Source organism: Citrobacter portucalensis, assembly GCF_023374935.1.
Lineage (GTDB): Bacteria > Pseudomonadota > Gammaproteobacteria > Enterobacterales > Enterobacteriaceae > Citrobacter > Citrobacter portucalensis.
This window is the reverse complement of sequence record NZ_CP092466.1, coordinates 4,874,852-4,896,371: the sequence shown is the minus strand read 5'-3', so window position 1 is coordinate 4,896,371 and position 21,520 is coordinate 4,874,852. Positions and strand designations below refer to the sequence as shown.

At 51.6% G+C, this 21,520-nt stretch carries 19 protein-coding genes and 1 pseudogene; 9 read left to right on the top strand and 11 right to left on the bottom strand.

Going from position 1 to position 21,520, the window contains the following annotated elements; translation table 11 throughout:
- Window positions 1–14 precede the first annotated feature (14 nt).
- Window positions 15–1,523 carry a glycerol kinase GlpK gene (gene glpK / locus LY264_RS23580; RefSeq protein ID WP_003028792.1) on the bottom strand — a complete coding sequence of 503 codons (1,509 nt, stop codon included), beginning with the start codon at window positions 1,521–1,523 and terminating at the stop codon, window positions 15–17.
- 22 nt (window positions 1,524–1,545) lie between these two features.
- Window positions 1,546–2,391 carry an MIP/aquaporin family protein gene (locus LY264_RS23575; protein WP_008787032.1) on the bottom strand — a complete coding sequence of 282 codons (846 nt, stop codon included), beginning with the start codon at window positions 2,389–2,391 and terminating at the stop codon, window positions 1,546–1,548.
- A 428-nt stretch (window positions 2,392–2,819) separates the two neighbouring features.
- On the opposite strand from LY264_RS23575, the gene zapB reads away from it, so the two are divergent.
- The 3 genes from zapB (at window position 2,820) to LY264_RS23560 (ending at window position 4,212) form a co-directional block, all read left to right on the top strand.
- Entirely contained in the window at window positions 2,820–3,065 is a 246-nt protein-coding gene (zapB, locus tag LY264_RS23570; RefSeq protein ID WP_095533156.1) for a septal ring assembly protein ZapB, read from the top strand.
- Between the two features lie 92 nt (window positions 3,066–3,157).
- The gene (locus tag LY264_RS23565) at window positions 3,158–3,826 is read left to right on the top strand and encodes a hypothetical protein (RefSeq protein ID WP_032934070.1); all 669 of its coding nucleotides are present in this window, start codon (window positions 3,158–3,160) and stop codon (window positions 3,824–3,826) included.
- Entirely contained in the window at window positions 3,823–4,212 is a 390-nt protein-coding gene (locus LY264_RS23560) for a hypothetical protein (RefSeq protein WP_003825190.1), read from the top strand. Before LY264_RS23565 ends, LY264_RS23560 begins: the two co-directional genes overlap by 4 nt.
- 37 nt (window positions 4,213–4,249) lie before the next feature.
- Here the strand turns inward: LY264_RS23560 and rraA are convergent, their stop codons facing one another.
- The 7 genes from rraA to priA form a co-directional block, all read right to left on the bottom strand.
- Entirely contained in the window at window positions 4,250–4,735 is a 486-nt protein-coding gene (gene rraA / locus LY264_RS23555) for a ribonuclease E activity regulator RraA (protein ID WP_008787034.1), read from the bottom strand.
- Window positions 4,736–4,827: 92 nt separating this feature from the next.
- Complete coding sequence (menA, locus tag LY264_RS23550) at window positions 4,828–5,757, bottom strand: 1,4-dihydroxy-2-naphthoate polyprenyltransferase (protein WP_003825185.1); 930 nt, start codon at window positions 5,755–5,757, stop codon at window positions 4,828–4,830.
- A gap of 67 nt (window positions 5,758–5,824) precedes the next feature.
- Window positions 5,825–7,156 carry an HslU--HslV peptidase ATPase subunit gene (gene hslU, locus LY264_RS23545; protein WP_003028803.1) on the bottom strand — a complete coding sequence of 444 codons (1,332 nt, stop codon included), beginning with the start codon at window positions 7,154–7,156 and terminating at the stop codon, window positions 5,825–5,827.
- A gap of 9 nt (window positions 7,157–7,165) precedes the next feature.
- Window positions 7,166–7,696 carry an ATP-dependent protease subunit HslV gene (gene hslV / locus LY264_RS23540; RefSeq protein WP_003028805.1) on the bottom strand — a complete coding sequence of 177 codons (531 nt, stop codon included), beginning with the start codon at window positions 7,694–7,696 and terminating at the stop codon, window positions 7,166–7,168.
- Window positions 7,697–7,787: 91 nt separating this feature from the next.
- Complete coding sequence (ftsN, locus tag LY264_RS23535) at window positions 7,788–8,762, bottom strand: cell division protein FtsN (RefSeq protein ID WP_071692614.1); 975 nt, start codon at window positions 8,760–8,762, stop codon at window positions 7,788–7,790.
- 93 nt (window positions 8,763–8,855) lie between these two features.
- Complete coding sequence (gene cytR / locus LY264_RS23530) at window positions 8,856–9,881, bottom strand: DNA-binding transcriptional regulator CytR (protein WP_003825179.1); 1,026 nt, start codon at window positions 9,879–9,881, stop codon at window positions 8,856–8,858.
- Between the two features lie 156 nt (window positions 9,882–10,037).
- A complete protein-coding gene (gene priA / locus LY264_RS23525; protein WP_048227738.1) occupies window positions 10,038–12,236 on the bottom strand; it encodes a primosomal protein N' in 2,199 nt (732 codons plus the stop codon).
- Window positions 12,237–12,493: 257 nt separating this feature from the next.
- On the opposite strand from priA, the gene rpmE reads away from it, so the two are divergent.
- The 3 genes and pseudogenes from rpmE to LY264_RS23510 all read left to right on the top strand — a co-directional run bounded on the left by rpmE (window position 12,494) and on the right by LY264_RS23510 (window position 14,381).
- A complete protein-coding gene (rpmE, locus tag LY264_RS23520; protein ID WP_008787040.1) occupies window positions 12,494–12,706 on the top strand; it encodes a 50S ribosomal protein L31 in 213 nt (70 codons plus the stop codon).
- A 338-nt stretch (window positions 12,707–13,044) separates the two neighbouring features.
- Window positions 13,045–13,725 (top strand): oligogalacturonate-specific porin KdgM family protein, encoded by a 681-nt coding sequence (locus LY264_RS23515; RefSeq protein WP_003825173.1) that lies wholly within the window; start codon window positions 13,045–13,047, stop codon window positions 13,723–13,725.
- Window positions 13,726–13,803: 78 nt separating this feature from the next.
- A pseudogene (locus tag LY264_RS23510) lies at window positions 13,804–14,381 on the top strand (MFS transporter).
- 58 nt (window positions 14,382–14,439) lie between these two features.
- Here the strand turns inward: LY264_RS23510 and metJ are convergent.
- Window positions 14,440–14,757 (bottom strand): met regulon transcriptional regulator MetJ, encoded by a 318-nt coding sequence (gene metJ / locus LY264_RS23505; protein ID WP_003825168.1) that lies wholly within the window; start codon window positions 14,755–14,757, stop codon window positions 14,440–14,442.
- Window positions 14,758–15,022: 265 nt separating this feature from the next.
- Here metJ and metB point away from each other — a divergent pair, with 265 nt between their 5' ends.
- Together metB and LY264_RS23495 are read left to right on the top strand one after the other, a co-directional pair.
- Entirely contained in the window at window positions 15,023–16,183 is a 1,161-nt protein-coding gene (gene metB, locus LY264_RS23500; RefSeq protein WP_003028818.1) for a cystathionine gamma-synthase, read from the top strand.
- A 2-nt stretch (window positions 16,184–16,185) separates the two neighbouring features.
- Window positions 16,186–18,618 carry a bifunctional aspartate kinase/homoserine dehydrogenase II gene (locus tag LY264_RS23495; protein WP_048215182.1) on the top strand — a complete coding sequence of 811 codons (2,433 nt, stop codon included), beginning with the start codon at window positions 16,186–16,188 and terminating at the stop codon, window positions 18,616–18,618.
- A 44-nt stretch (window positions 18,619–18,662) separates the two neighbouring features.
- Here the strand turns inward: LY264_RS23495 and LY264_RS23490 are convergent, their stop codons facing one another.
- On the bottom strand, window positions 18,663–19,829 hold the full coding sequence (locus LY264_RS23490; RefSeq protein WP_048227740.1) for a cytoplasmic protein: 1,167 nt from the start codon (window positions 19,827–19,829) through the stop codon (window positions 18,663–18,665).
- Between the two features lie 133 nt (window positions 19,830–19,962).
- Here LY264_RS23490 and LY264_RS23485 point away from each other — a divergent pair, with 133 nt between their 5' ends.
- Window positions 19,963–21,519 (top strand): bifunctional metallophosphatase/5'-nucleotidase, encoded by a 1,557-nt coding sequence (locus LY264_RS23485; protein WP_048227741.1) that lies wholly within the window; start codon window positions 19,963–19,965, stop codon window positions 21,517–21,519.
- Window position 21,520 lies beyond the last annotated feature (1 nt).

Sequence of the window (21,520 nt, the reverse complement as noted above, 5' to 3'; positions counted from 1 at the left end):
CCGGCTATGACGTATTACTCGTCGTGATCTTCCCATGCCATGGCGCGTTTGACCGCTTTTTTCCAGCCGCTGTAACGGAAGTTACGTTCGGTGGTTTCGATGCCTGGGCGGAATTCACGCTCGATGACCGCTTTTTCCTGCAGCTCATCCAGATTCTGCCAGAAGCCTACTGCCAGACCGGCCAGGTATGCCGCACCCAATGCGGTGACTTCGCGGACTTCCGGGCGCTCAACGCGCGTGCCGAGAATGTCGGACTGGAACTGCATCAGGAAGTTATTGGCGACCGCACCGCCATCAACGCGCAGGGCGTGCAGGCGAATACCGGAGTCAGCCTGCATTGCTTCCAGAACATCACGAGTCTGATATGCAATAGACTCAAGCGTGGCACGGATGATGTGGTTGGAGTTTACCCCACGGGTCAGACCAAAGATGGCGCCGCGAGCATACGGGTCCCAGTATGGTGCGCCCAGGCCAGTAAATGCGGGAACGACGTAAACGCCGTTGGTGTCTTTCACTTTGGTGGCGAAATATTCGGAGTCGAACGCATCGCTGATGAGTTTCATTTCATCACGCAGCCACTGGATAGATGCGCCAGCCATAAATACCGCACCTTCCAGCGCGTAGTTCACTTCCCCGGTCGGTCCGCAGGCGATGGTGGTCAGCAGTCCGTTTTCGGACTTAACGGCTTTCTCGCCGGTGTTCATCAGCATGAAGCAGCCGGTACCGTAAGTATTTTTCGCCATCCCTTCCTTCACGCACAGCTGGCCAAACAGCGCCGCCTGCTGGTCACCAGCGATACCGGAGATAGGAATACGAATGCCGCCTTTACCACCGATGTTGGTTTGGCCGTACACTTCAGAAGAACGACGTACTTCCGGCAGCATTGCACGCGGAATATCCAGCGCATCCAGCATCGTGTCATCCCAGTCCAGGGAGTGGATGTTGAACAGCATGGTACGTGAGGCGTTGGTGTAATCCGTGACGTGTACACGTCCCTGCGTCATTTTCCAGATAAGCCAGGTATCTACGGTACCGAACAGCAGTTCGCCGCGACGAGCGCGCTCACGTGAGCCTTCTACGTGGTCGAGGATCCACTTCACTTTGGTGCCGGAGAAGTACGGGTCAATGACCAGACCTGTATTATTACGGATGTACTCTTCCATACCGTCGCGCTTGAGCTTTTCGCAGATATCCGCGGTACGACGACACTGCCACACAATCGCGTTATAGATAGGTTTACCGGTTTCGCGTTCCCAGACAATGGTGGTTTCACGCTGGTTGGTAATACCGATCGCTGCAATTTCATCGGAACTGATATCGGCTTTCGCCAGAACTTCTACCAGCGTGGAGCTTTGGGTCGCCCAAATTTCCATCGGGTCATGTTCTACCCAACCTGCTTTCGGGTAAATTTGTTCGAATTCGCGCTGTGAAACGGCAACGATATTCGCATCGTGGTCCATTACGACCGCGCGGGAGCTGGTGGTGCCCTGGTCGAGCGCAACGATATATTTTTTTTCAGTCATAATTTTTTGTCCCGTAGTCACATTACTGTGAAGCTTTTTGTTGAGTGTTGGCCGCAACGTCTTTTTCTTCAATCGCGCAGACATCGCACGGTAAATGACGACCAATCAGTTTGCGATATGCCCATGCGCCCAAAATCGCGCCGGTAATCGGGCCAAACACCGGAACCAGGAAGTAAGGGATATCGCGACCACCCGTGAAGGCAATCTCACCCCATCCGGCCATCCAGGCGAAGAGTTTCGGTCCGAAGTCACGTGCCGGGTTCATCGCAAAACCTGTCAGCGGACCCATGGAAGCACCAATAACGGCAATCAACAAGCCGATCAGCAGTGGTGCCAGCGGACCACGAGGTACACCGTTACCATCGTCGGTCAGAGCCAGAATCAGCCCCATTAGAATAGCGGTAATGACCATTTCAACCGCGAAGGCCTGCACAAAATTGATATGCGGGTTCGGATAGGTGGAGAAAGTACCTGCCAGACCCAGGCTTTCGGTACTGCCGCGTACGATATGGTTAGTTTGTTCGAAATCGAGGAAAAGATTGTAATAAAGCCCGTAAACCAGTGCCGCTGCGCAAAAGGCGCCGGCAATTTGCGAAATAATAAAAGGAACAACTTTGCGTTTATCAAAACAGGCGAACAGCCAGAGTGCGATGGTTACCGCGGGATTCAGGTGTGCACCAGAAACGCCTGCGGTCAGATAGATAGCCATCGCTACCCCCAGACCCCAGATGACACTGATTTCCCACTGACCGAAAGTAGCCCCAGCCACTTTAAGTGCAGCGACACAGCCCACACCGAAGAAAATCAACAACCCGGTACCGAGGAATTCAGCAATGCACTGGCCTTTTAAGGTTGATGTTTGACTCATAATCGGATCCTGAAGAGAGTTTAATGTTTATTGTGTGCGAGAAGGTCACTGACATCCCCGGAGCCGGTAGGCACACTGTTAATTTATCGTTAACGCGCAAAAACGAGAAATATCGAAATTAAAATGTGTGTACTGCATCAACAAAATGAGCGTTTTCGCGCCATTGTGAGGTATTTGTTATACAAAAATAGTGTGAGCTGAATCATTTCACTGATCAACCTGTTAACACTTAAGAGTTATGACAGTAATGTCACCAGGAGAAAGACTAAAAGTGTTGCAAACCGCAATCTGCGCGGGATGCCGCTGGACAGGGATGACGCGGCTTCATACAATCGGTGTTAAGTAGAGTGCGCTCGTTTTTATTAAGGCGTCGCCGGTTATCGGGACGAGGATTTTTATCCATCAACGCCTTGCAATTCAGGAGAGGTATGACGATGTCATTAGAAGTGTTTGAGAAACTGGAAGCAAAAGTACAGCAGGCGATTGATACCATCACGCTGTTGCAGATGGAAATCGAAGAGCTGAAAGAAAAGAACAACTCACTGTCGCAGGAAGTTCAGACTGCACAGCAGCAGCGTGAAGAACTGGAGCGTGAGAACAATAGCCTGAAAGAACAGCAGAGCGGCTGGCAGGATCGTCTGCATGCCCTGCTGGGTCGTATGGAAGAAGTCTAATTCTGATTTCTTGAAAAAGGCATCCATAATGGATGCCTTTTTGCTATGTAGAGATTAGGATATCGTATTTTTTAAATATCAAAGAATACGATATGACAAAAAGAAACGATATTATTGATGATTCGGATCGACTTATCACCAGAGATATTAGATATGGTCTTATCTATACAGATAATTTAGGATGGATTGATTTAGGCCATGCTAATCCGGCAGGGGCTGAAAAATTATGGTTTGAAATGACAAGGCCTCGTGGTGGTGATAGTGAGTTTTATGAAGTGAATTATCATCAAAGTATGTCCAAAAACATTCATGGCATAAATATCAATACTGGTATATATCGTAGATTTATGGTGCGCCGAGGATTGCAGGAGCGAACCTTACAAGGTATTGCTTTATCGATATTCTTAGGTACGTCACATCGCTTTGAGTCCTTACAGGACTTTTGGCCTTATGTTTATTTAACGGATAGTGGTTATAGTGCTGAAGATTTGGTCTCAAATCTATTTGGTTTTTACCAAGCGGTAAATTATGCAGATTACACCTCTTACCTTCAGATATGCTCGAAAGAAAAGGCTTATCGAATCTGGGACTTCTATGGCCCAGTTGGTGAGTTTAAGAATAAAAGTGTTATTCCGTTACTGTTTCCTGACCCTATCAATAAAGATAAGAGACATGAACCCTATTCGGGTGAATTACCTTTATTTATGGATGTAATAAGACCTATTGCTAATCCTGATTATGTTCGGGAACTTCACATATGAAATCCAGGAGATCAGGTTTTATTATTGTGTTTATGCTTTTTATTGCGCTATTTTATTGTCATTTTATGGTGAGCATCTATACAGAAAAAATCTACACTCAGCAGAATTTATTATTTTATCATCTGCTAACACCGAAACCTCTTAAACAGGCTCCAAGGATATCTAACGACTGGTTTTTTGTAAGCTATGCAGATGATGGTAGTCATCTTCAACGCAGTGAGATAATTTTTACCGGGATACAAAAGAGTGGCATTCAGATAGCTGAGGATAAATTAAATGCTTATATCGAAACTTATCCTGTCAGTCGTGAGACGATGAGTATCGTTGTCGAAGAAAAATATAAAAAGTATGATATTAAAGTCATTCATTACGAATCAAATGAATGAAAAAAAGGCCATCAAAATTGCTGATGGCCTTTTTCGCTTACTCGATATCGAGCGGGTCTTCGGAGAGGATTATCCCGGTGTTATCGGCGTACAGGTGGTCGCCGGAGAAGAACGTCACGCCACCGAAGTTGACGCGTACATCGCTTTCCCCAATGCCTTCACCTGAGGCACCTACCGGAATAGCGGCAATCGCCTGAATGCCGATATCCAGTTCTTCCAGATCGTCTACCTGGCGTACTGAGCCGTAGATGACCAGACCTTCCCATTCATTCTGTACGGCCAGCCGTGCCAGTTCGGCATCGACCAGCGCACGACGGACAGAACCGCCGCCATCGACCAGCAGAATGCGACCACGGCCGTTTTGTTCGAGCAGATCGTACAGCAACCCGTTGTCCTCGAAACATTTTACCGTGATGATTTGTCCGCCAAACGACGACCGTCCTCCAAAGTTAGAGAACAGCGGTTCCACGACGTTGACATCTTCCTGATAGATGTCACAAAGCTCGGATGTATCGTATTTCATAGGCTTAACGTTCAGTTGCTGCGAGAATTTTTAGTATATCGCGCTATGTGTACTGTTGGCAAAATCATCAATTGTTAATTGATATTTGTCAGTTAAAGAGACCACTGACTTAAGAAAATTCCAACGACAAACAGCAGGTTAGTTAACAATGCCGCTTTTACGGTGCGTTCCAGCATCGGACGCATTGCAGCCGGGTCCATCTCGCGCATTACATAGCGAGCCTGTTTGATCAGCAGCGGAGCGGCGAGGATAAACAGCCATCCCCACAGGCTTTGCAGTGAGAACAGGTTGAACAGTGCCAGACAGACCAGCGTGCCCATCAGCAGACAGGCGTGGTAGCGGCGGGCATTGACAGCACCTAAACGTACGACCAGCGTGTTCTTGCCGTTCTCTCTGTCGCTGTTGATATCGCGCAGGTTGTTGACGTTGAGCACGGCGGTTGCCAGCAGGCCGCAGGCGGTGGCAGGCAGAATCAGCGCTGGAATCAACGTATGCGCCTGCAGATACCAACTTCCCATTACGCTGAGCCAGCCGAAGAATACCAGCACAGAAATATCGCCCAGGCCGATATATCCGTAAGGGCGATTACCCACGGTGTAGGTGATCGCGGCGATAATCGACAGACCGCCGAGCACCAGGAAACCGACAAAATCCGCCAGCGTGTGACAGGCTACAGCAACCAGGGCCAGCCCGGACAGACAGATCAGCACCACGGTGACGATCAGCGCGCGCTTCATCTGCTGTTGGGTGATGACCCCTTTTTGCATACCGCGCAGCGGTCCAATACGGTCGGGTTTGTCGCTGCCTTTAACGGCATCGCCATAGTCGTTAGCGAGATTGGACAGAATTTGCAGCAGTCCTGCCGTAATCAATGCCAGCAGAGCAACCAGCGGATCGAAGTATCCTTGCCACCATGCTAATGCCGTACCGACGATGATCGCCGCGAAGGCGAGCGGTAAGGTCTTAGGTCGTAAACTTTCCAGCCAGGCTTGTGAGCGGCTAATTTGTTGTTGTTCAGTCATATTTAGCGCCAATAAAAATGGGGCTTTATCAGCCCCATCAACAGTGATGAAAATGCATTGAACGCGATTATAGGATAAAACGGCTCAGATCTTCATCTGCGACCAGCGCATCCAGATGTTTGCTCACATATTCGGCATCAATTGTGATGCTTTGGCCGTTCAAATCGCTCGCATCATAGGAAATATCTTCCATCAGACGTTCCAGAACGGTATGCAGACGACGTGCACCGATGTTTTCGGTGGTTTCGTTAACCTGCCAGGCCGCTTCGGCAATGCGTTTAATACCGGATTCAGTGAAGTTGATGTCCACACCTTCAGTCGCCATCAGCGCTTTGTACTGGACGGTGATGGAGGCATTCGGTTCGGTAAGGATACGCTCAAAATCGCTGGTGGTCAGCGCCTGCAGCTCGACACGAATCGGCAGACGACCCTGCAGTTCTGGGATCAGGTCGGACGGTTTGGCTACCTGGAATGCACCAGAAGCGATAAACAGAATGTGATCTGTTTTCACCATGCCGTGCTTGGTGGAGACCGTGCAGCCTTCAACCAGCGGCAGCAGGTCGCGCTGTACGCCTTCACGGGACACGTCCGGGCCGGAGGATTCGCCGCGCTTACAGATTTTGTCGATTTCGTCGATAAACACGATCCCGTGCTGCTCAACGGCGTCGATAGCTTCTTGTTTCAGCTCTTCCGGGTTCACCAGTTTGGCCGCTTCTTCTTCAATCAGCAGCTTCATCGCGTCTTTGATTTTCAGCTTACGCGGTTTTTGCTTCTGACCGCCCAGGTTCTGGAACATGGACTGCAGCTGGCTGGTCATCTCTTCCATTCCTGGAGGCGCCATAATTTCAACGCCCATCGGTGCGGCGGCGAGATCGATTTCGATCTCTTTATCATCCAGCTGGCCTTCACGCAGTTTTTTACGGAATGCCTGACGCGCTGCAGAAGGTTCCTGCGGCTGCTCTGACTGCCCCCAGTTATTTTTAGCTGGTGGGATCAGCACGTCGAGAATGCGCTCTTCCGCCATCTCTTCGGCACGGAAGCGGTTTTTCTCGATTGCCTGCACGCGGACCATCTTAATGGCAGCGTCGGTCAGATCGCGGATGATGGAATCTACTTCTTTACCAACATAGCCGACTTCGGTGAATTTTGTTGCTTCAACTTTGATGAACGGCGCGTTGGCCAGTTTTGCCAGACGACGGGCGATTTCGGTTTTACCGACACCGGTCGGGCCAATCATCAGAATGTTTTTCGGCGTGACTTCATGACGCAACTCTTCGTTGAGCTGCATACGACGCCAGCGGTTACGCAGGGCGATCGCCACGGAACGCTTAGCGTTATCCTGGCCGATGATGTGTTTGTTCAGTTCGCTGACAATTTCGCGTGGGGTCATTTCAGACATGGGGGATCCTTACGCTTTGGAGTTCAATTCTTCGATGGTATGGAAGTGGTTGGTATAAATGCAGATATCCCCTGCAATATCCAACGCTTTCTCAGCAATCTCGCGTGCGCCAAGCTCGGTATTTTCAAGCAGAGCGCGTGCAGCAGCCTGGGCGTAGGGACCGCCGGAGCCGATAGCAATCAGATCGTTTTCTGGCTGGATGACGTCGCCGTTACCGGTGATGATGAGCGATGCAGTTTCATCTGCGACGGCCAGCAGCGCTTCGAGTTTGCGCAGCATACGGTCGGTACGCCAGTCTTTTGCCAGTTCAACGGCCGCTTTCACCAGGTGACCCTGGTGCATTTCCAGCTTGCGTTCGAACAGTTCGAACAGCGTGAATGCATCCGCAGTACCGCCCGCAAAGCCCGCAATGACTTTGTCGTTATACAGACGGCGGACTTTCTTCACGTTGCCTTTCATTACGGTGTTACCCAGTGTGGCCTGACCATCACCGGCGATTACCACATGGCCGTTACGGCGTACGCTTACTATTGTTGTCACGAGCAGACCCCTTGGTTACAAATGCAGAATACAGGCCCCGCACAGGATGCGGGGCGTAATGCAAGTATAGATGGGGGGGATTTTGGGGGTTTCAACCCCCAGTGGCGAGTCGAATGCAGTTTGTGTGACCAGCAACCTTCAGGCGGCTGATGGTGTTGTCGGCATTCTCTTTGCCTTTGACCGGACCAATGACCACACGATTCCAGCCGTTATTGGTGGTAATACGCGAGTTGAACCCTTCAAAGGCCAGCTGCGCGCGCACGGTTTCTGCCTGCTCAGCGCCTTTAAATGACCCGCACTGAACCATCCAGCGGCGTTCATCTTTTTTCTCCGCCGTCTGTTTTGGCGGTTGCGTTTCATTCGTTATTGGCGCGGCCGGTTGCGTTTTCGGCTGAGCGGCGGTGGTATGCGCAGGCGTTTGCAGCAGATCCTGATACGGCTGTTGCGCCGCCGGTTTTGGCTGCGCTTTCGGCTGCTGTACCGGCGCGGCTTGTGCTGTACGCGTTTGCTGCTGCTGATACGGCTGTTCTGTTGCCCGTGGACGCGGCTGCTGAGCCTGCTGCTGTGCGTTATTCCACTGCTGCTGTTGCACCTGACGCTGACGCTGCAGCGTTTGTTGGCGCTGTTCAGGCGTTTGCTCGTTCCACGGTACTTCGTTGAGCTGTGTCGGCTGTTGACGCATATCAGCCTGCATTTGCGCCAATAGCTGGCGCTGCTCATTGGTTAGCTGATCGGCATTCAGCACCTCGCCGCCCGCAGACGGTTCGGTAGGCGCACGTACGCCAGGCTGACGGCTTTCCAGCTCTTTGATGTATCGCCAGCGCTCTTCCGGTTTTGGCGGAATGCCATTACCGGTGACTTTCTGGTTTTGCAGCGTTTCGGACTCTTCTTTCTTGTGATGCGTAATGAAGTACAGACCACCGATAAAGGTCACGAGTACGGCTGCAGCAATAGCAACCATTGCGGGCGATACCGCAGGCGTATTGCGTTGTTTTTTCCGTGATGTGCTCTTCTTGCGCCGCGAAGGTGCCGGTTGGCCGCGACGTACATAATCTCGTTGTGCCACTATCGTTTCGCTGTATTTATTCGTTCGTCAGCCCGCCATGTTACTTAAGCGACGGGCCTTTGACCAGACAGGGGAGTCCGAAAGCACTTTACTTTACGTCAGTGCCCGGGTAGTACCCCGAATAATAAGCTCGCAGTCCAGTAAACGTGAGCCACTGCTGACGCTCTGCCCTTGTAATTGATCGAGCAGTAACAGCATAGCTTCACGTCCGATATCGAAACGCGGCTGTGCGACGGTTGTCAGGGGTGGATCACAAAATTCCGTGAGCGAAATGTTATCAAAGCCAATAATGGATAAATCATCAGGGACTTTCAGACCCTGACGTTTGGCGTAAGAGAGTGCGCCCAGCGCCATGACGTCGCTGTGACAAAAGACAGCGGTAGGAGGCTGCGGTAGTTCAAGGAGCTGCTTCAACGCATTGGCTCCCGCTTCATAGGTAAAGTCACCGCGCGCGATGAAATGCGGATCGACCGTAATTCCGCTGCGACGTAATGCCTGAACGTAGCCTTGCAGACGGTAATGGCACAGCGGCATATCTTCGGGTCCGGCGATACAGCCAATGCGTTTATGCCCCAGTTCCAGCAGATAATTCATCGCATTAAAGGCGGCGGTGAGGTTATCAATGTGCACGGTAGGGAGTTCCAGCTCTGGCGCGAACTCGTTCGACATGACCATCGGCGGTAAATTGCGCTGTTCTTCCACGCTGGCATCAAACGGCAGGCGCGAGCTGAGCAGTACCATGCCATCGATCTGCTTGGTGATAATGAGGTTAAGAAACGTCTTTTCCTGCTGGTTCTGGTGCGCGCAGTCGCCAATAAGCACCAGGTATCCCTGTTCTGCGGCAGTCACTTCGATGCCACGAATCACTTCGCTAAAAAACGGATCGCAGATATCCGGCACAATCACCAGAATGGTACGTGACTCATTACGCTTAACGTTACGTCCCATTGATTGGGGTAGATATCCCACTTCCAGCGCTGCCTGCTCAACCTTGTTACGGGTTGACTGCGAGACTTTGTCCGGGTTCATTAATGCGCGGGATACGGTTGCCGTTGAGACTTTCGCCTTCAGAGCAACATCTTTCATCGTAGCGGCGGCAACCTGCTTATTCGGTTTCACTCTTTCTCCTCGCCAGAGAGCTGCTGGCACAGACTCGTCCCTGGATAACCTTCATCTGAAACATTTTTATCAGATAGTGAATGGAAGCGGTTACAGAATTTTCATAAAAAGTGTGATGGATCTTTAATTTTACGATCCGCCTCGCATCGTGAGGGGTTATCCCTCGATGGGATCGACATCCAGCACCCATTTAACCTTGCGTGCATCGGGTAGCGTATTGATCAGTGCCAGCGTGCCGCTGACGATATGTTGCAGACGAATTCGTGATGGATGTTGCAACAATATTTGCCAACGATAACGACCACCGCGTTTGGGCGCCAGTGCGGGAACCGGGCCGAGCACCCAGAGTTTGTCATCGGCCAACGGGCTGGCTTGAATGAGATTCCGTAGTTGCTGCAAGAACATTGGTGCATGCTGGTTGTTATGATCTTCTGCCCGCACGATCACATGGCTGGTCCACGGTGGAAGCTGGAGCGTTTGTCGCTCGGCCAGCGCCTGTTCGGCAAACGCGTCATAGCCTTTATACAGCAAGGTTTGCAGCAGCGGATGTTCAGGATGGTGCGTTTGCAGCACCACTTCGCCTTGCTTCCCGGCGCGTCCGGCACGGCCAGAGACCTGCGTATAGAGCTGGGCGAAGCGTTCTGCTGACCGGAAATCTGCGGAGAATAGCGCGCCGTCAACGTCCAGCAGCGCCACCAGAGTGACGTCCGGGAAGTGGTGGCCTTTGGCCAGCATTTGCGTGCCTATAAGAATTCGTGCGCCGCCGCGATGCACTTCCGCCAGATGCTGCTCCAGCGACCCTTTACGGCTGGTGGTGTCGCGATCGATACGTGAAATTGGCACACCGGGGAAAAAAGGTGCCAGAGCCTGCTCAAGCTGTTCGGTGCCGAGTCCTACTGGAACCATATGCGTCGAACCGCAGGAGGGGCACTGACGCGGTATTGGGCGCTGGCTGTCACAGTGGTGGCAACGCAGGTGGTGCTGCGCCTGATGTAGCGTGTAGTAGTGATCGCAACGCGGACATTCTGCAATCCAACCACAGTCGTGGCACAGCAGCGCAGGCGCAAAACCGCGACGGTTCAAAAACAGGATCACCTGGTTATCCGCCTGCAGGTGCTGACGCATACGGGCGATTAGAGCAGGGGCGAGTCCGGCCTGCACCTGCTGACCTTTGAGATCCAGCACGTGCTGAGTGGCTGGGCGCGCATTTCCGGCGCGGCGCGTCAGGCGCAGCATGCGGTATTTGTTCTGCCGCACGTTACACAGCGTTTCCAGTGCCGGAGTGGCTGAGCCGAGAATAATCGGGATTTGCTCGCTATGGGCGCGGTAAACCGCGAGGTCGCGCGCATGATAGCGCCAGCCTTCCTGCTGTTTATAAGAGCTGTCGTGCTCTTCGTCGATGACAATCACGCCGAGATTTTTAAACGGCGTAAACAGCGAAGAACGCGTGCCGATAACAATCGCCGCCTCGCCATTTTTTGCTTTCAGCCAGGCTGAAAGACGTTCACTGTCGTTTAAACCGGAGTGCAGGACTTCGACCGGCGCATTAAAACGTTCGCGAAAACGGGCAATAGTTTGCGGCGTCAGGCCAATCTCCGGCACCATCACCAGCGCCTGCTTGCCTTGGGCAAGGACGTTTTCCAGAACGCTGAGATAGACCTCTGTTTTGCCTGATCCCGTTACGCCCGCTAATAGCCAGGCGCTAAAACTGTCTGAGGCGCTGTGAATCGCCCCGACGGCGGTGGCCTGCTCGGTGTTCAGCCGCAGACGCTCACCGGAAACCGCGTAGTGCGTACGCCAGTCGCTAAAGCCTGGTGTTTCGCTCGCCAGATCGCACAGCCCTTTTTTCCGCAGTGCCTGTAATGCGGCATCATTAAATTCCAGTTCAGCCACCTGGTCGCGCCAGATTTTCCCCTGGCGTAGCGCAGCCAGTGCCTGTTGCTGCTTGGGAGAACGCTTCAGGCTGTTGAGGTCAATAACCTGGCCTTCTTCAGTAGCAAACCAGTACCACATGGGCGCGTTTGTCGCCGGGCGTCCCTGGCGCAGTAAAATTGGCAGAGCGTGAAACAGTACGTCACCGATGGGATGATGATAATAATCAGCCGCCCACAACAGCAGACGCCAGACGGAGGTCGAGTAGACCGGTTCGTTGTCCAGCACTTCGAGAACGGCTTTCAATTCGCTCCGCGGCAGTTCACTGTGCTCGCTGACGGAAAGGACAATACCCACGCGCTCCTGCTGCTTGCCAAAGGGCACGCGTACACGACACCCGGCTTTGGCACTCAAGCCTTCCGGCAGGAGGTAGTCAAAGGTGCGAGGTAGCGGAACAGGTAAGGCAACGTGCGCAACGGGCATTGAATCATCCTGACTTGAAATCTGGCGGGTTAGTATACACATTAGTGGAGGGTAGAATGCGGATCAGTTTGCATGGGCAGGTTAATTTCTGTATGATTCGCCGCCTTTGATGCAAATTGATTGCGTCAAACAATGACCATTACCCGAGAGTTTCAGGCTGTTGATGCAGCGTGAAAGGTGACGGGGAATAATTAACATCGCGTGGTGTCTGGCGTTAGGGCTGGAAGAGCGACGCGGCCTTAAACCGAGGTTTTCCCATGAAAAAAGATATTCACCCGAAATACGAAGAAATTACTGCAAACTGCTCTTGCGGTAACGTCATGAAAATCCGCTCTACCGTCGGTCACGATCTGAACCTGGACGTGTGCGGTCAGTGCCACCCGTTCTATACTGGCAAGCAGCGTGATGTTGCTACCGGTGGCCGTGTTGATCGCTTCAACAAGCGTTTCAGCATCCCAGGCAGCAAGTAAGTTTCAGCTGTCAGAAAAAAGCGCCTTACGGCGCTTTTTTTGTTTCTGTGTTTCAGAACTGAAATATATATTGATGCATTGAATAATCTATTTTATTTAATAAATAAAACGGTGTTTTATTTTTTCGGTAAAATATTACAACTGGTGATCTGCATCCTTTTTATCTTCTGTCTTTTGCCACTTTTACCAGTTCCTGGCAAAATACCAAAGGTTTCTGCTTTCTTTCTAAAATACACTTTCGTGGAAATATAAAATTAATCTAAAAGCCTTTTTGTTTTCCCATTTTATGGACAAACGAGATGGATTATTTCCGTTATTGAGTGTGAAGAGGGATTGTCATGAAATTTAAATCTGCGTTATTACTGATTCCATTATTCTCTGCGGCCGCACAAGCGGGTTATGTTGATTACCGGCATGAATATTATGACGATGGACGTAATTACGATCGTGTGTATATGTCTCACCGTTTTGCCACGGGTTTTGGTGTGGCAGTAGAAGCCATTTCTCGTTCCGAAAACACGCAGTCAAATGATGCGTGGAATAATATGGAAAGTAATGGTAACGAGTATACCGCAAGCTACCAGTTCACCTGGCAGGGTCTTGTCTGGCAGCCCGGCATTGCGATCGAAACGGGCGATAATATCGCGATTTATAAGCCTTATATCCGCGTGCAGTACAACATCAACGACAACTGGTGGACCGCGTTCCGCTATCGTCAAGAGTACATGCGCAGAAACACTGACGGCAAAGATGACCGCATGGTCTATCGTCCGGAAGCCTGGCTTGGTTATAACGTCAATGACTGGATGTTTGAGTTAAATGGTATTTATAAAATTGCCGATAGCGAAGATTTATATAACAACCGGAAAGATGATTATGAATATAACTTCCGCGTGGCCTACAAATTAGGCTCCTGGGTTCCATTTGTTGAGGTTGGCAACGTTTCCTCGGGTTATAACACAACAACGACAGACGATCGTCAGACCCGTTATCGTGTCGGTCTTGGTTATAACTTTTAATCGGTAATAGTTTTCGTATCGGCTGATTACGTCGATAAGCATAGTTTGTGTGAATAATATGTCTAAGGAGTTGACATCATGTCTAATGATGGAACTATTATCGGAAATAATGAAACCACTGCCGTCAGGCCTTTCGGAATTAGAGATAAAGTTGGTTATTTATGTGGTGACCTCGGAACCTGCTTTATTCTTGGCTTAGTTAATAGTTTTTTAATGATTTATTACACTAACGTCCTCGGTATTTCCGGCGTTATTGTTGGCTCACTCTATTTTGTGACCAAACTCTTTGATGCGTTCGTTGATGTTGGTGTAGGGCGCTTATGACTGATGTTTGTGACTACCATCAGTATGTCACTGGCGATCGCGAGGATGGCACGGTTTATGGTGTGAACTTCTTTGCGCGCAAGGTTGGTCAGGCATGCGCAGGAGCGATTGGTGGCTTTATGTTGGCTATCATTGGCTATCAATCATCGTCAACAGGTGGTGCAGTGCAAACCAGCATTGTGCAGGAAAATATTTATACGATGGCGAATCTCTTGCCGGCGCTATGCCTGTTTTTGGCGGCGGTCATTCTGATTTATTTCTATCCATTGAACCGTACGGAAACGCTCAAAATGGAAGAAACATTGAATAAACTCAATGGTATTAGTAAGTAACACTGTGAGAAAAGGCGGGAGCATTCCCGCCTCTACACGCCCATTGCTGTTCTAACTATCAGTATTCCCACGTTTCCGGGTTGATACCCAGTTCACGCATGATTACCTTTGCTTCTTCCGGGATTTCATCACTGCGTTCTTTACGCAGGTCGTCATCGTTGGGTAAGGGTTGCCCAGTAAAAGCATGCAGAAACGCTTCACACAGCAGTTCGCTGTTGGTGGCGTGGCGCAGGTTGTTCACCTGACGACGCGTGCGTTCATCGGTAAGGATTTTTAACACCTTCAGAGGAATGGAAACCGTAATTTTTTTGACTTGCTCACTCTTCTTACCGTGCTCAGCGTATGGGCTGATATATTCGCCGCTCCATTCAGCCATGAGATACCTAATCCTCTTCGTCATTAATATTGAGGCCAGAACCTGAGCCCGGACCATAATTGCGCGTAGTTTATCGTAGTGGCGTGGCCCTGACACGAAGTAAGCCGACGCAGATGTACGCTAATGCATATAATTTTAACGGCTATTTCCAGTTTGCTCAATCTATACGCAAAGAAGTTTAGATGTCCAGATGTATTGACGGCTATCGTAACTATGATTACTCTGGTGTCTGACTTTTCACCGACTCAGCCAGGATCTCCTCAATATGACGCGTAAACAGGCCACCATCGCAGTGCGTAGCGGGTTAAATGACGACGAACAGTACGGTTGCGTTGTCCCGCCGATTCACCTCTCCAGCACCTATAACTTTACCGGATTTAATGAACCTCGCGCCCATGACTATTCGCGTCGCGGCAACCCAACGCGCGATGTTGTTCAGCGTGCGCTGGCGGAACTGGAAGGCGGTGCAGGTGCTGTGCTGACCAATACTGGCATGTCGGCGATTCATTTGGTGACCACGGTCTTCCTCAAGCCAGGCGATCTGCTGGTCGCACCGCATGACTGCTACGGCGGGAGCTACCGACTGTTTGACAGTCTGGCAAAGCGTGGCTGTTACCGGGTCCTGTTTGTCGATCAAGGAGATGAGCAGGCATTACAGGCCGCATTGGCGGAAAAACCGAAGCTGGTGCTGGTAGAAAGCCCAAGCAACCCGCTGCTGCGCGTGGTGGATATTGCGAAAATCTGCCAGCTGGCGCGTGAAGCTGGCGCGGTCAGCGTGGTCGACAACACTTTTTTAAGCCCGGCACTGCAAAATCCACTGGCATTGGGCGCCGATCTGGTGTTGCATTCATGCACGAAATATTTAAACGGTCACTCAGACGTGGTGGCTGGTGTTGTGATAGCGAAAGATCCGGAAACGGTCACTGAACTGGCATGGTGGGCGAATAATATTGGTGTGACCGGCGGCGCGTTTGATAGTTATCTGCTTTTGCGCGGCCTGCGTACTCTGTCTCCTCGAATGGAGGTGGCGCAACGTAATGCTCAGGCGATAGTCGATTATCTGCAAACTCAGCCGCTTGTGAAAAAATTGTATCACCCGTCATTGCCGGATAATCAGGGCCATGAGATTGCCGCGCGTCAGCAAAAAGGCTTTGGCGCGATGTTAAGTTTTGAACTGGATGGTGATGAGCAAACGCTGCGCCGCTTCCTCGGAGGGTTGTCATTGTTTACGCTGGCGGAATCGTTAGGGGGCGTTGAAAGTCTGATCTCCCACGCCGCAACCATGACACACGCGGGCATGGCGCCAGAAGCGCGTGCTGCTGCCGGAATTTCCGAAACGCTGCTGCGTATCTCCACCGGTATTGAAGATGGCGAAGATTTAATTGCCGACCTGGAAAATGGCTTCCGGGCTGCAAACAAGGGGTAAACATGAGTGTGATTGCGCAGGCAGGGGCGAAGGGTCGTCAACTGCACAAATTTGGTGGTAGTAGTCTGGCTGATGTGAAATGTTATCTGCGTGTCGCAGGCATTATGGCGGAGTACTCGCAGCCTGATGACATGATGGTTGTTTCAGCCGCAGGCAGTACCACTAACCAGTTGATTAGCTGGCTGAAATTAAGCCAGACCGATCGCCTTTCTGCGCATCAGGTTCAACAGGCGTTACGTCGCTATCAGAGCGAGCTTATCAGCGGTTTGTTACCGCCTGATATAGCGGATGGACTAATTGGTGCGTTTATTCACGATCTGGAGCGTCTGGCTGGATTACTCGACAGTGGCGTGAACGATGCCGTCTATGCTGAGGTTGTTGGGCATGGTGAGGTATGGTCCGCGCGTTTGATGTCTGCGGTCCTTAACCAACAGGGGCTGGAGTCAGCCTGGCTGGATGCGCGCGATTTTTTACGTGCTGAACGCGGTGCCCAGCCGCAGGTAGATGAAGGTCTTTCTTACCCGTTGCTACAGCAACTGCTGGCGCAGCATCCGGGTAAACGGCTGGTGGTTACCGGCTTTATTAGCCGCAGCAATGCCGGTGAAACGGTCCTGCTGGGGCGTAACGGCTCCGACTACTCGGCGACGCAGGTTGGCGCGCTGGCGGGCGTTTCCCGCGTAACTATCTGGAGCGATGTCGCCGGGGTTTACAGCGCGGACCCGCGTAAAGTAAAAGACGCCTGTTTGCTGCCGCTGCTGCGTCTGGATGAAGCCAGCGAGCTGGCGCGTCTGGCGGCACCGGTTCTCCATGCCCGTACCTTACAGCCGGTTTCCGGTAGCGATATCGATCTCCAACTGCGTTGTAGCTATACGCCGGAGCAGGGTTCAACGCGCATTGAACGCGTACTGGCCTCCGGTACCGGGGCGCGTATTGTGACCAGTCATGATGACGTCTGCCTGATTGAGTTTTTGGTTCCGACTGGTCAGGACTTTAAGCTGGCTTATAAAGAGATTGATCAGGTTTTAAAACGTACCCAGGTGCGTCCGCTGGCAGTGGGTGTGCATCCTGACCGCCAACTGCTGCAATTTTGCTATACCTCCGAAGTTGCTGACGGCGCACTGAAAATTCTTGATGAAGCTGGTCTGCCAGGCGAGCTGCGTCTGCGCCAGGGGCTGGCGCTGGTGGCGATGGTCGGGGCGGGCGTCACCCGTAATCCGCTGCATTGCCACCGTTTTTGGCAACAGTTGAAAGGTCAGCCGGTTGAATTCACCTGGCAATCGGAAGAGGGTATCAGCCTGGTCGCGGTACTGCGTACTGGGCCAACAGAGAGCCTGATTCAGGGTCTGCATCAGTCTATTTTCCGCGCGGAAAAACGCATTGGTCTGGTGCTTTTCGGCAAAGGCAACATCGGCTCACGCTGGCTGGAGCTGTTCGCTCGCGAGCAGAGCACGCTCTCGGCGCGCACCGGATTAGAGTTTGTGCTGGCGGGTGTGGTTGATAGCCGTCGTAGCCTGCTGAATTACGAAGGGCTGGATGCCAGCCGCGCGTTAGCTTTCTTTGATGACGAGGCGGTAGAGCAGGATGAAGAGTCTCTATTCCTGTGGATGCGTGCTCACCCGTATGATGATTTAGTGGTGCTGGACGTTACTGCCAGCGAGCAACTTGCGGATCAGTATCTGGATTTTGCCAGCCATGGTTTCCACGTTATCAGCGCCAACAAACTGGCGGGGGCGAGCAGCAGTCATAATTATCGCCAAATTCATGACGCTTTTGAAAAAACCGGCCGCCACTGGCTGTATAACGCCACCGTGGGAGCAGGTTTGCCGATCAATCATACCGTGCGCGATCTGATTGATAGCGGAGATACCATTCTGTCGATCAGCGGGATCTTCTCCGGTACGTTGTCGTGGTTGTTCCTGCAATTTGATGGCACGGTCCCATTCACCGATCTGGTGGATCAGGCGTGGCAACAGGGGCTGACTGAACCCGATCCGCGCGTAGATCTTTCCGGCAAAGATGTGATGCGTAAGCTGGTGATTCTGGCGCGTGAAGCAGGTTACGACATCGAACCGGACCAGGTTCGCGTGGAATCGCTGGTGCCTGCGCACTGTGAAGAAGGCTCTATTGACCATTTCTTTGAGAATGGTGATGAGCTTAACGAGCAGATGGTGCAGCGTCTGGAAGCGGCGCGTGAAATGGGGCTGGTGCTACGCTATGTGGCGCGTTTTGATGCTAACGGTAAAGCGCGCGTTGGTGTTGAAGCGGTTCGTCCTGAACACCCGCTGGCGGCGCTGCTGCCGTGTGATAACGTATTCGCCATTGAAAGCCGCTGGTATCGCGATAACCCGCTGGTGATCCGTGGACCGGGCGCAGGTCGTGACGTTACCGCCGGCGCTATTCAGTCAGACATCAACCGTTTGGCGCAGCTGCTGTAGTTTGCGTTGCCTGATGACGCTTACGCTTATCCGGCCTACATATTTCATGAATCGTAGGCCCGGTAAGCGGCAGCGCCACCGGGCAAATCGTGCTGGGTGATCAGGGCGTTGTATTGATCTACCAGCGTCCTTATCGTCTGAAATACCGAATGGGCGGAGTAGCGGGGGCTTTGCTGAAATTCCGTCTGTTGCCGCAACCAGGCGAGAAAATGATGGCTTGCCGCCAGAGTTTTTGACGCGCCTTCTTCAACACGCCCCTGCGTTAACAAACACACCATTTTACGCGTATCGCCTCGTTGCCAGATTTGCCACTCATTTTGCCACCATCCCTGATAGGTTTTACCCAGCAATTGCCAGGGCAGCGTGCGCTTATCGTTATTCATTTCTTCATCAATAAACCACAGCGAGGCGCGATGATGGCGAAACTGTTTCGACCATGCGGTAATCGCTGCGCCGCGCAGGAAGCATTCGTGGGCAATAATATGGTTTTTTACCTCTGGCCACAGATGGCTCAGCAGGCGGAAATGCCCATGGGCAGTAATGACCGGGCGTAAAATCGCGCCGCTGGCGTTCCGTTTGAGTATGGCGCTGCCGTACTGAATTTCGTCAAACTGGCTGCGGCGTAAAAACTGTGTTTCCCGCTGGCTGACTCGCTCAACGATATCGTCATGAATGACTGTTGGCTCAGCGCTGCTGCGCCAGCGGTAAAGCAATGATGCGCCGGCAGTGTGCGGCGTGTAGTTGCTGGAAATATGCAGGACATTGCCGCGAATAGCGTCAAAAGAGAGTAATACATAGAGTTGCTGGCCTGCACTCACGCCCTGAAAAGGGACGGTCAGGGGGACTGTCGCTATTTGTTCTGGCGGAAGGGGGGAAGTGGGCTGCGGGTGCTTTGGTGTCCAGACCTTTTTGCAGCTCCGGCACTGAACGCGTTGGCTGCCCTGGGGATTATGTCCATAGCGGATGGTTTCCTGCTGATAACAACGTGGGCAAAAATGACCGCTTTGGGCTGCAAAATCCGTTAAATATGCCGACAACCAGCTACGGAACTGTTCCTCATTAAACAGCGGGGGATAGCTGCCGCATGCCCGACAATGCAGTGCGGCATAACCCAGCCGATATTCTGGCCAGCTGTAATCTGCTGAGCTCGCCAGCCCCAGATTTTGGCAGCCATAGGACTTGCAGCAATTGATGGTGAACAGTGAGGTCATCGTATTACCAACGATTTTTAATAGTCGTTGATTTTGGCCCGCAACTATCACCGATGGATGTGAGTCTTCTCACATAAAAAAACCTTTCAGAACGTAACGTAGCGATTCCTTATATAACTGAAAGGGATTGATTATGAAGTTAAAAATGCTTGCTGTCGGTGTTCTGGTATCTTTGCCGCTCTGGGCGAGTGCCAAAGACGTTACGATTATCTATACCAACGATCTCCATGCCCATGTCGAACCTTATAAAGTCCCATGGATTGCTAATGGCTCACGTGACATTGGCGGTTGGGCTAATATCACGACGATGGTGAAGCAGGAGAAAGCGAAAAATAGCGCCACCTGGTTTTTTGATGCCGGTGATTATTTTACCGGGCCGTATATCAGCAGCCTGACCAAGGGTAAGGCGATTATCGATATCATGAACACCATGAATTTTGATGCTGTCACCATGGGTAATCATGAGTTCGACCACGGCTGGGATAACACGCTGCTCCAGTTAAGCCAGGCGAATTTCCCCATTGTGCAGGGCAACATCTTTTATCAGAACAGCAGCAAAATGTTCTGGGATAAGCCTTACACCATTATTGAAAAAGACGGTGTGAAGATTGGCGTGATTGGTCTGCACGGTGTGTTTGCTTTTGATGATACGGTTTCCGCTGCGACGCGCATTGGCATTGAGGCGCGGGATGAGGTGAAGTGGCTGCAACGTTATATCGATGAATTAAAAGGTAAGGTCGATCTGACGGTGGCTTTAATCCACGAAGGTACGCCGGCGCGTCAGTCCAGCCAGGGAAGTACAGATGTGCGTCGTGCGCTGGATAAAGATATCCAGACTGCAGGTCAGGTGCATGGCCTGGATATCCTGATCACCGGCCATGCGCATGTGGGCACGCCAGAGCCGATTAAAGTCGGTAATACCCTGATTCTGTCTACCGACAGCGGCGGTATTGATGTGGGTAAACTGGTGCTGGATTACCAGCAAAAACCGCATCAATTTACCGTTAAGAACTTCGAACTGAAGACCATTTTTGCTGATGAGTGGCAGCCAGACCCGCAAACGAAACAGGTCATTGATGGCTGGAATAAAAAGCTCGATAAAGTGGTACAACAAACGGTAGCCAACTCTCCGGTTGAGCTGACGCGTGCTTACGGTGAATCTTCTTCCCTGGGAAATCTGGCGGCAGATGCATTGCTGGCTGCGGCGGGTAAAGATACCCAGTTAGCACTCACTAACTCGGGCGGCATCCGGAATGAAATCCCGGCAGGTGCTATCACGATGGGTGCCGTCATTAGCACCTTCCCGTTCCCGAACGAGCTGGCAACCATGGATCTCACCGGGAAGCAGTTACGTAGCCTGATGGAGCACGGCGCGGGTTTAAGCAACGGCGTATTGCAGGTGTCCAAAGGACTGGAGATGAAGTATGACAGCAGCAAACCGGTTGGCCAGCGGGTCACCGTATTGACGCTTAACGGTAAGCCAATTGAGGACGCTGTGGTTTATCACATTGCCACCAATAGCTTCCTGGCAGACGGCGGTGATGGTTTTACGGCATTCACCGAAGGTAAAGCGCGTAACACATCCGGTGGTTACTATGTCTCTAATGCTGTCGTTGATTATTTCAAAGCGGGAAATACGCTGACGGATGAGCAACTCAAAGGCATGCGTGTGGAAGATGTGAAACCGTAGT

What these genes read in the sequence shown, in the direction of transcription:
- glpK (WP_003028792.1), bottom strand. Translation starts at nt 1,523, where the DNA reads ATGACTGAAAAAAAATATATCGTTGCGCTCGACCAGGGCACCACCAGC.
- LY264_RS23575 (WP_008787032.1), bottom strand. Translation starts at nt 2,391, where the DNA reads ATGAGTCAAACATCAACCTTAAAAGGCCAGTGCATTGCTGAATTCCTC.
- zapB (WP_095533156.1), top strand. Translation starts at nt 2,820, where the DNA reads ATGACGATGTCATTAGAAGTGTTTGAGAAACTGGAAGCAAAAGTACAG.
- LY264_RS23565 (WP_032934070.1), top strand. Translation starts at nt 3,158, where the DNA reads ATGACAAAAAGAAACGATATTATTGATGATTCGGATCGACTTATCACC.
- LY264_RS23560 (WP_003825190.1), top strand. Translation starts at nt 3,823, where the DNA reads ATGAAATCCAGGAGATCAGGTTTTATTATTGTGTTTATGCTTTTTATT.
- rraA (WP_008787034.1), bottom strand. Translation starts at nt 4,735, where the DNA reads ATGAAATACGATACATCCGAGCTTTGTGACATCTATCAGGAAGATGTC.
- menA (WP_003825185.1), bottom strand. Translation starts at nt 5,757, where the DNA reads ATGACTGAACAACAACAAATTAGCCGCTCACAAGCCTGGCTGGAAAGT.
- hslU (WP_003028803.1), bottom strand. Translation starts at nt 7,156, where the DNA reads ATGTCTGAAATGACCCCACGCGAAATTGTCAGCGAACTGAACAAACAC.
- priA (WP_048227738.1), bottom strand. Translation starts at nt 12,236, where the DNA reads ATGCCCGTTGCGCACGTTGCCTTACCTGTTCCGCTACCTCGCACCTTT.
- rpmE (WP_008787040.1), top strand. Translation starts at nt 12,494, where the DNA reads ATGAAAAAAGATATTCACCCGAAATACGAAGAAATTACTGCAAACTGC.
- LY264_RS23515 (WP_003825173.1), top strand. Translation starts at nt 13,045, where the DNA reads ATGAAATTTAAATCTGCGTTATTACTGATTCCATTATTCTCTGCGGCC.
- metJ (WP_003825168.1), bottom strand. Translation starts at nt 14,757, where the DNA reads ATGGCTGAATGGAGCGGCGAATATATCAGCCCATACGCTGAGCACGGT.
- metB (WP_003028818.1), top strand. Translation starts at nt 15,023, where the DNA reads ATGACGCGTAAACAGGCCACCATCGCAGTGCGTAGCGGGTTAAATGAC.
- LY264_RS23495 (WP_048215182.1), top strand. Translation starts at nt 16,186, where the DNA reads ATGAGTGTGATTGCGCAGGCAGGGGCGAAGGGTCGTCAACTGCACAAA.
- LY264_RS23490 (WP_048227740.1), bottom strand. Translation starts at nt 19,829, where the DNA reads ATGACCTCACTGTTCACCATCAATTGCTGCAAGTCCTATGGCTGCCAA.
- LY264_RS23485 (WP_048227741.1), top strand. Translation starts at nt 19,963, where the DNA reads ATGAAGTTAAAAATGCTTGCTGTCGGTGTTCTGGTATCTTTGCCGCTC.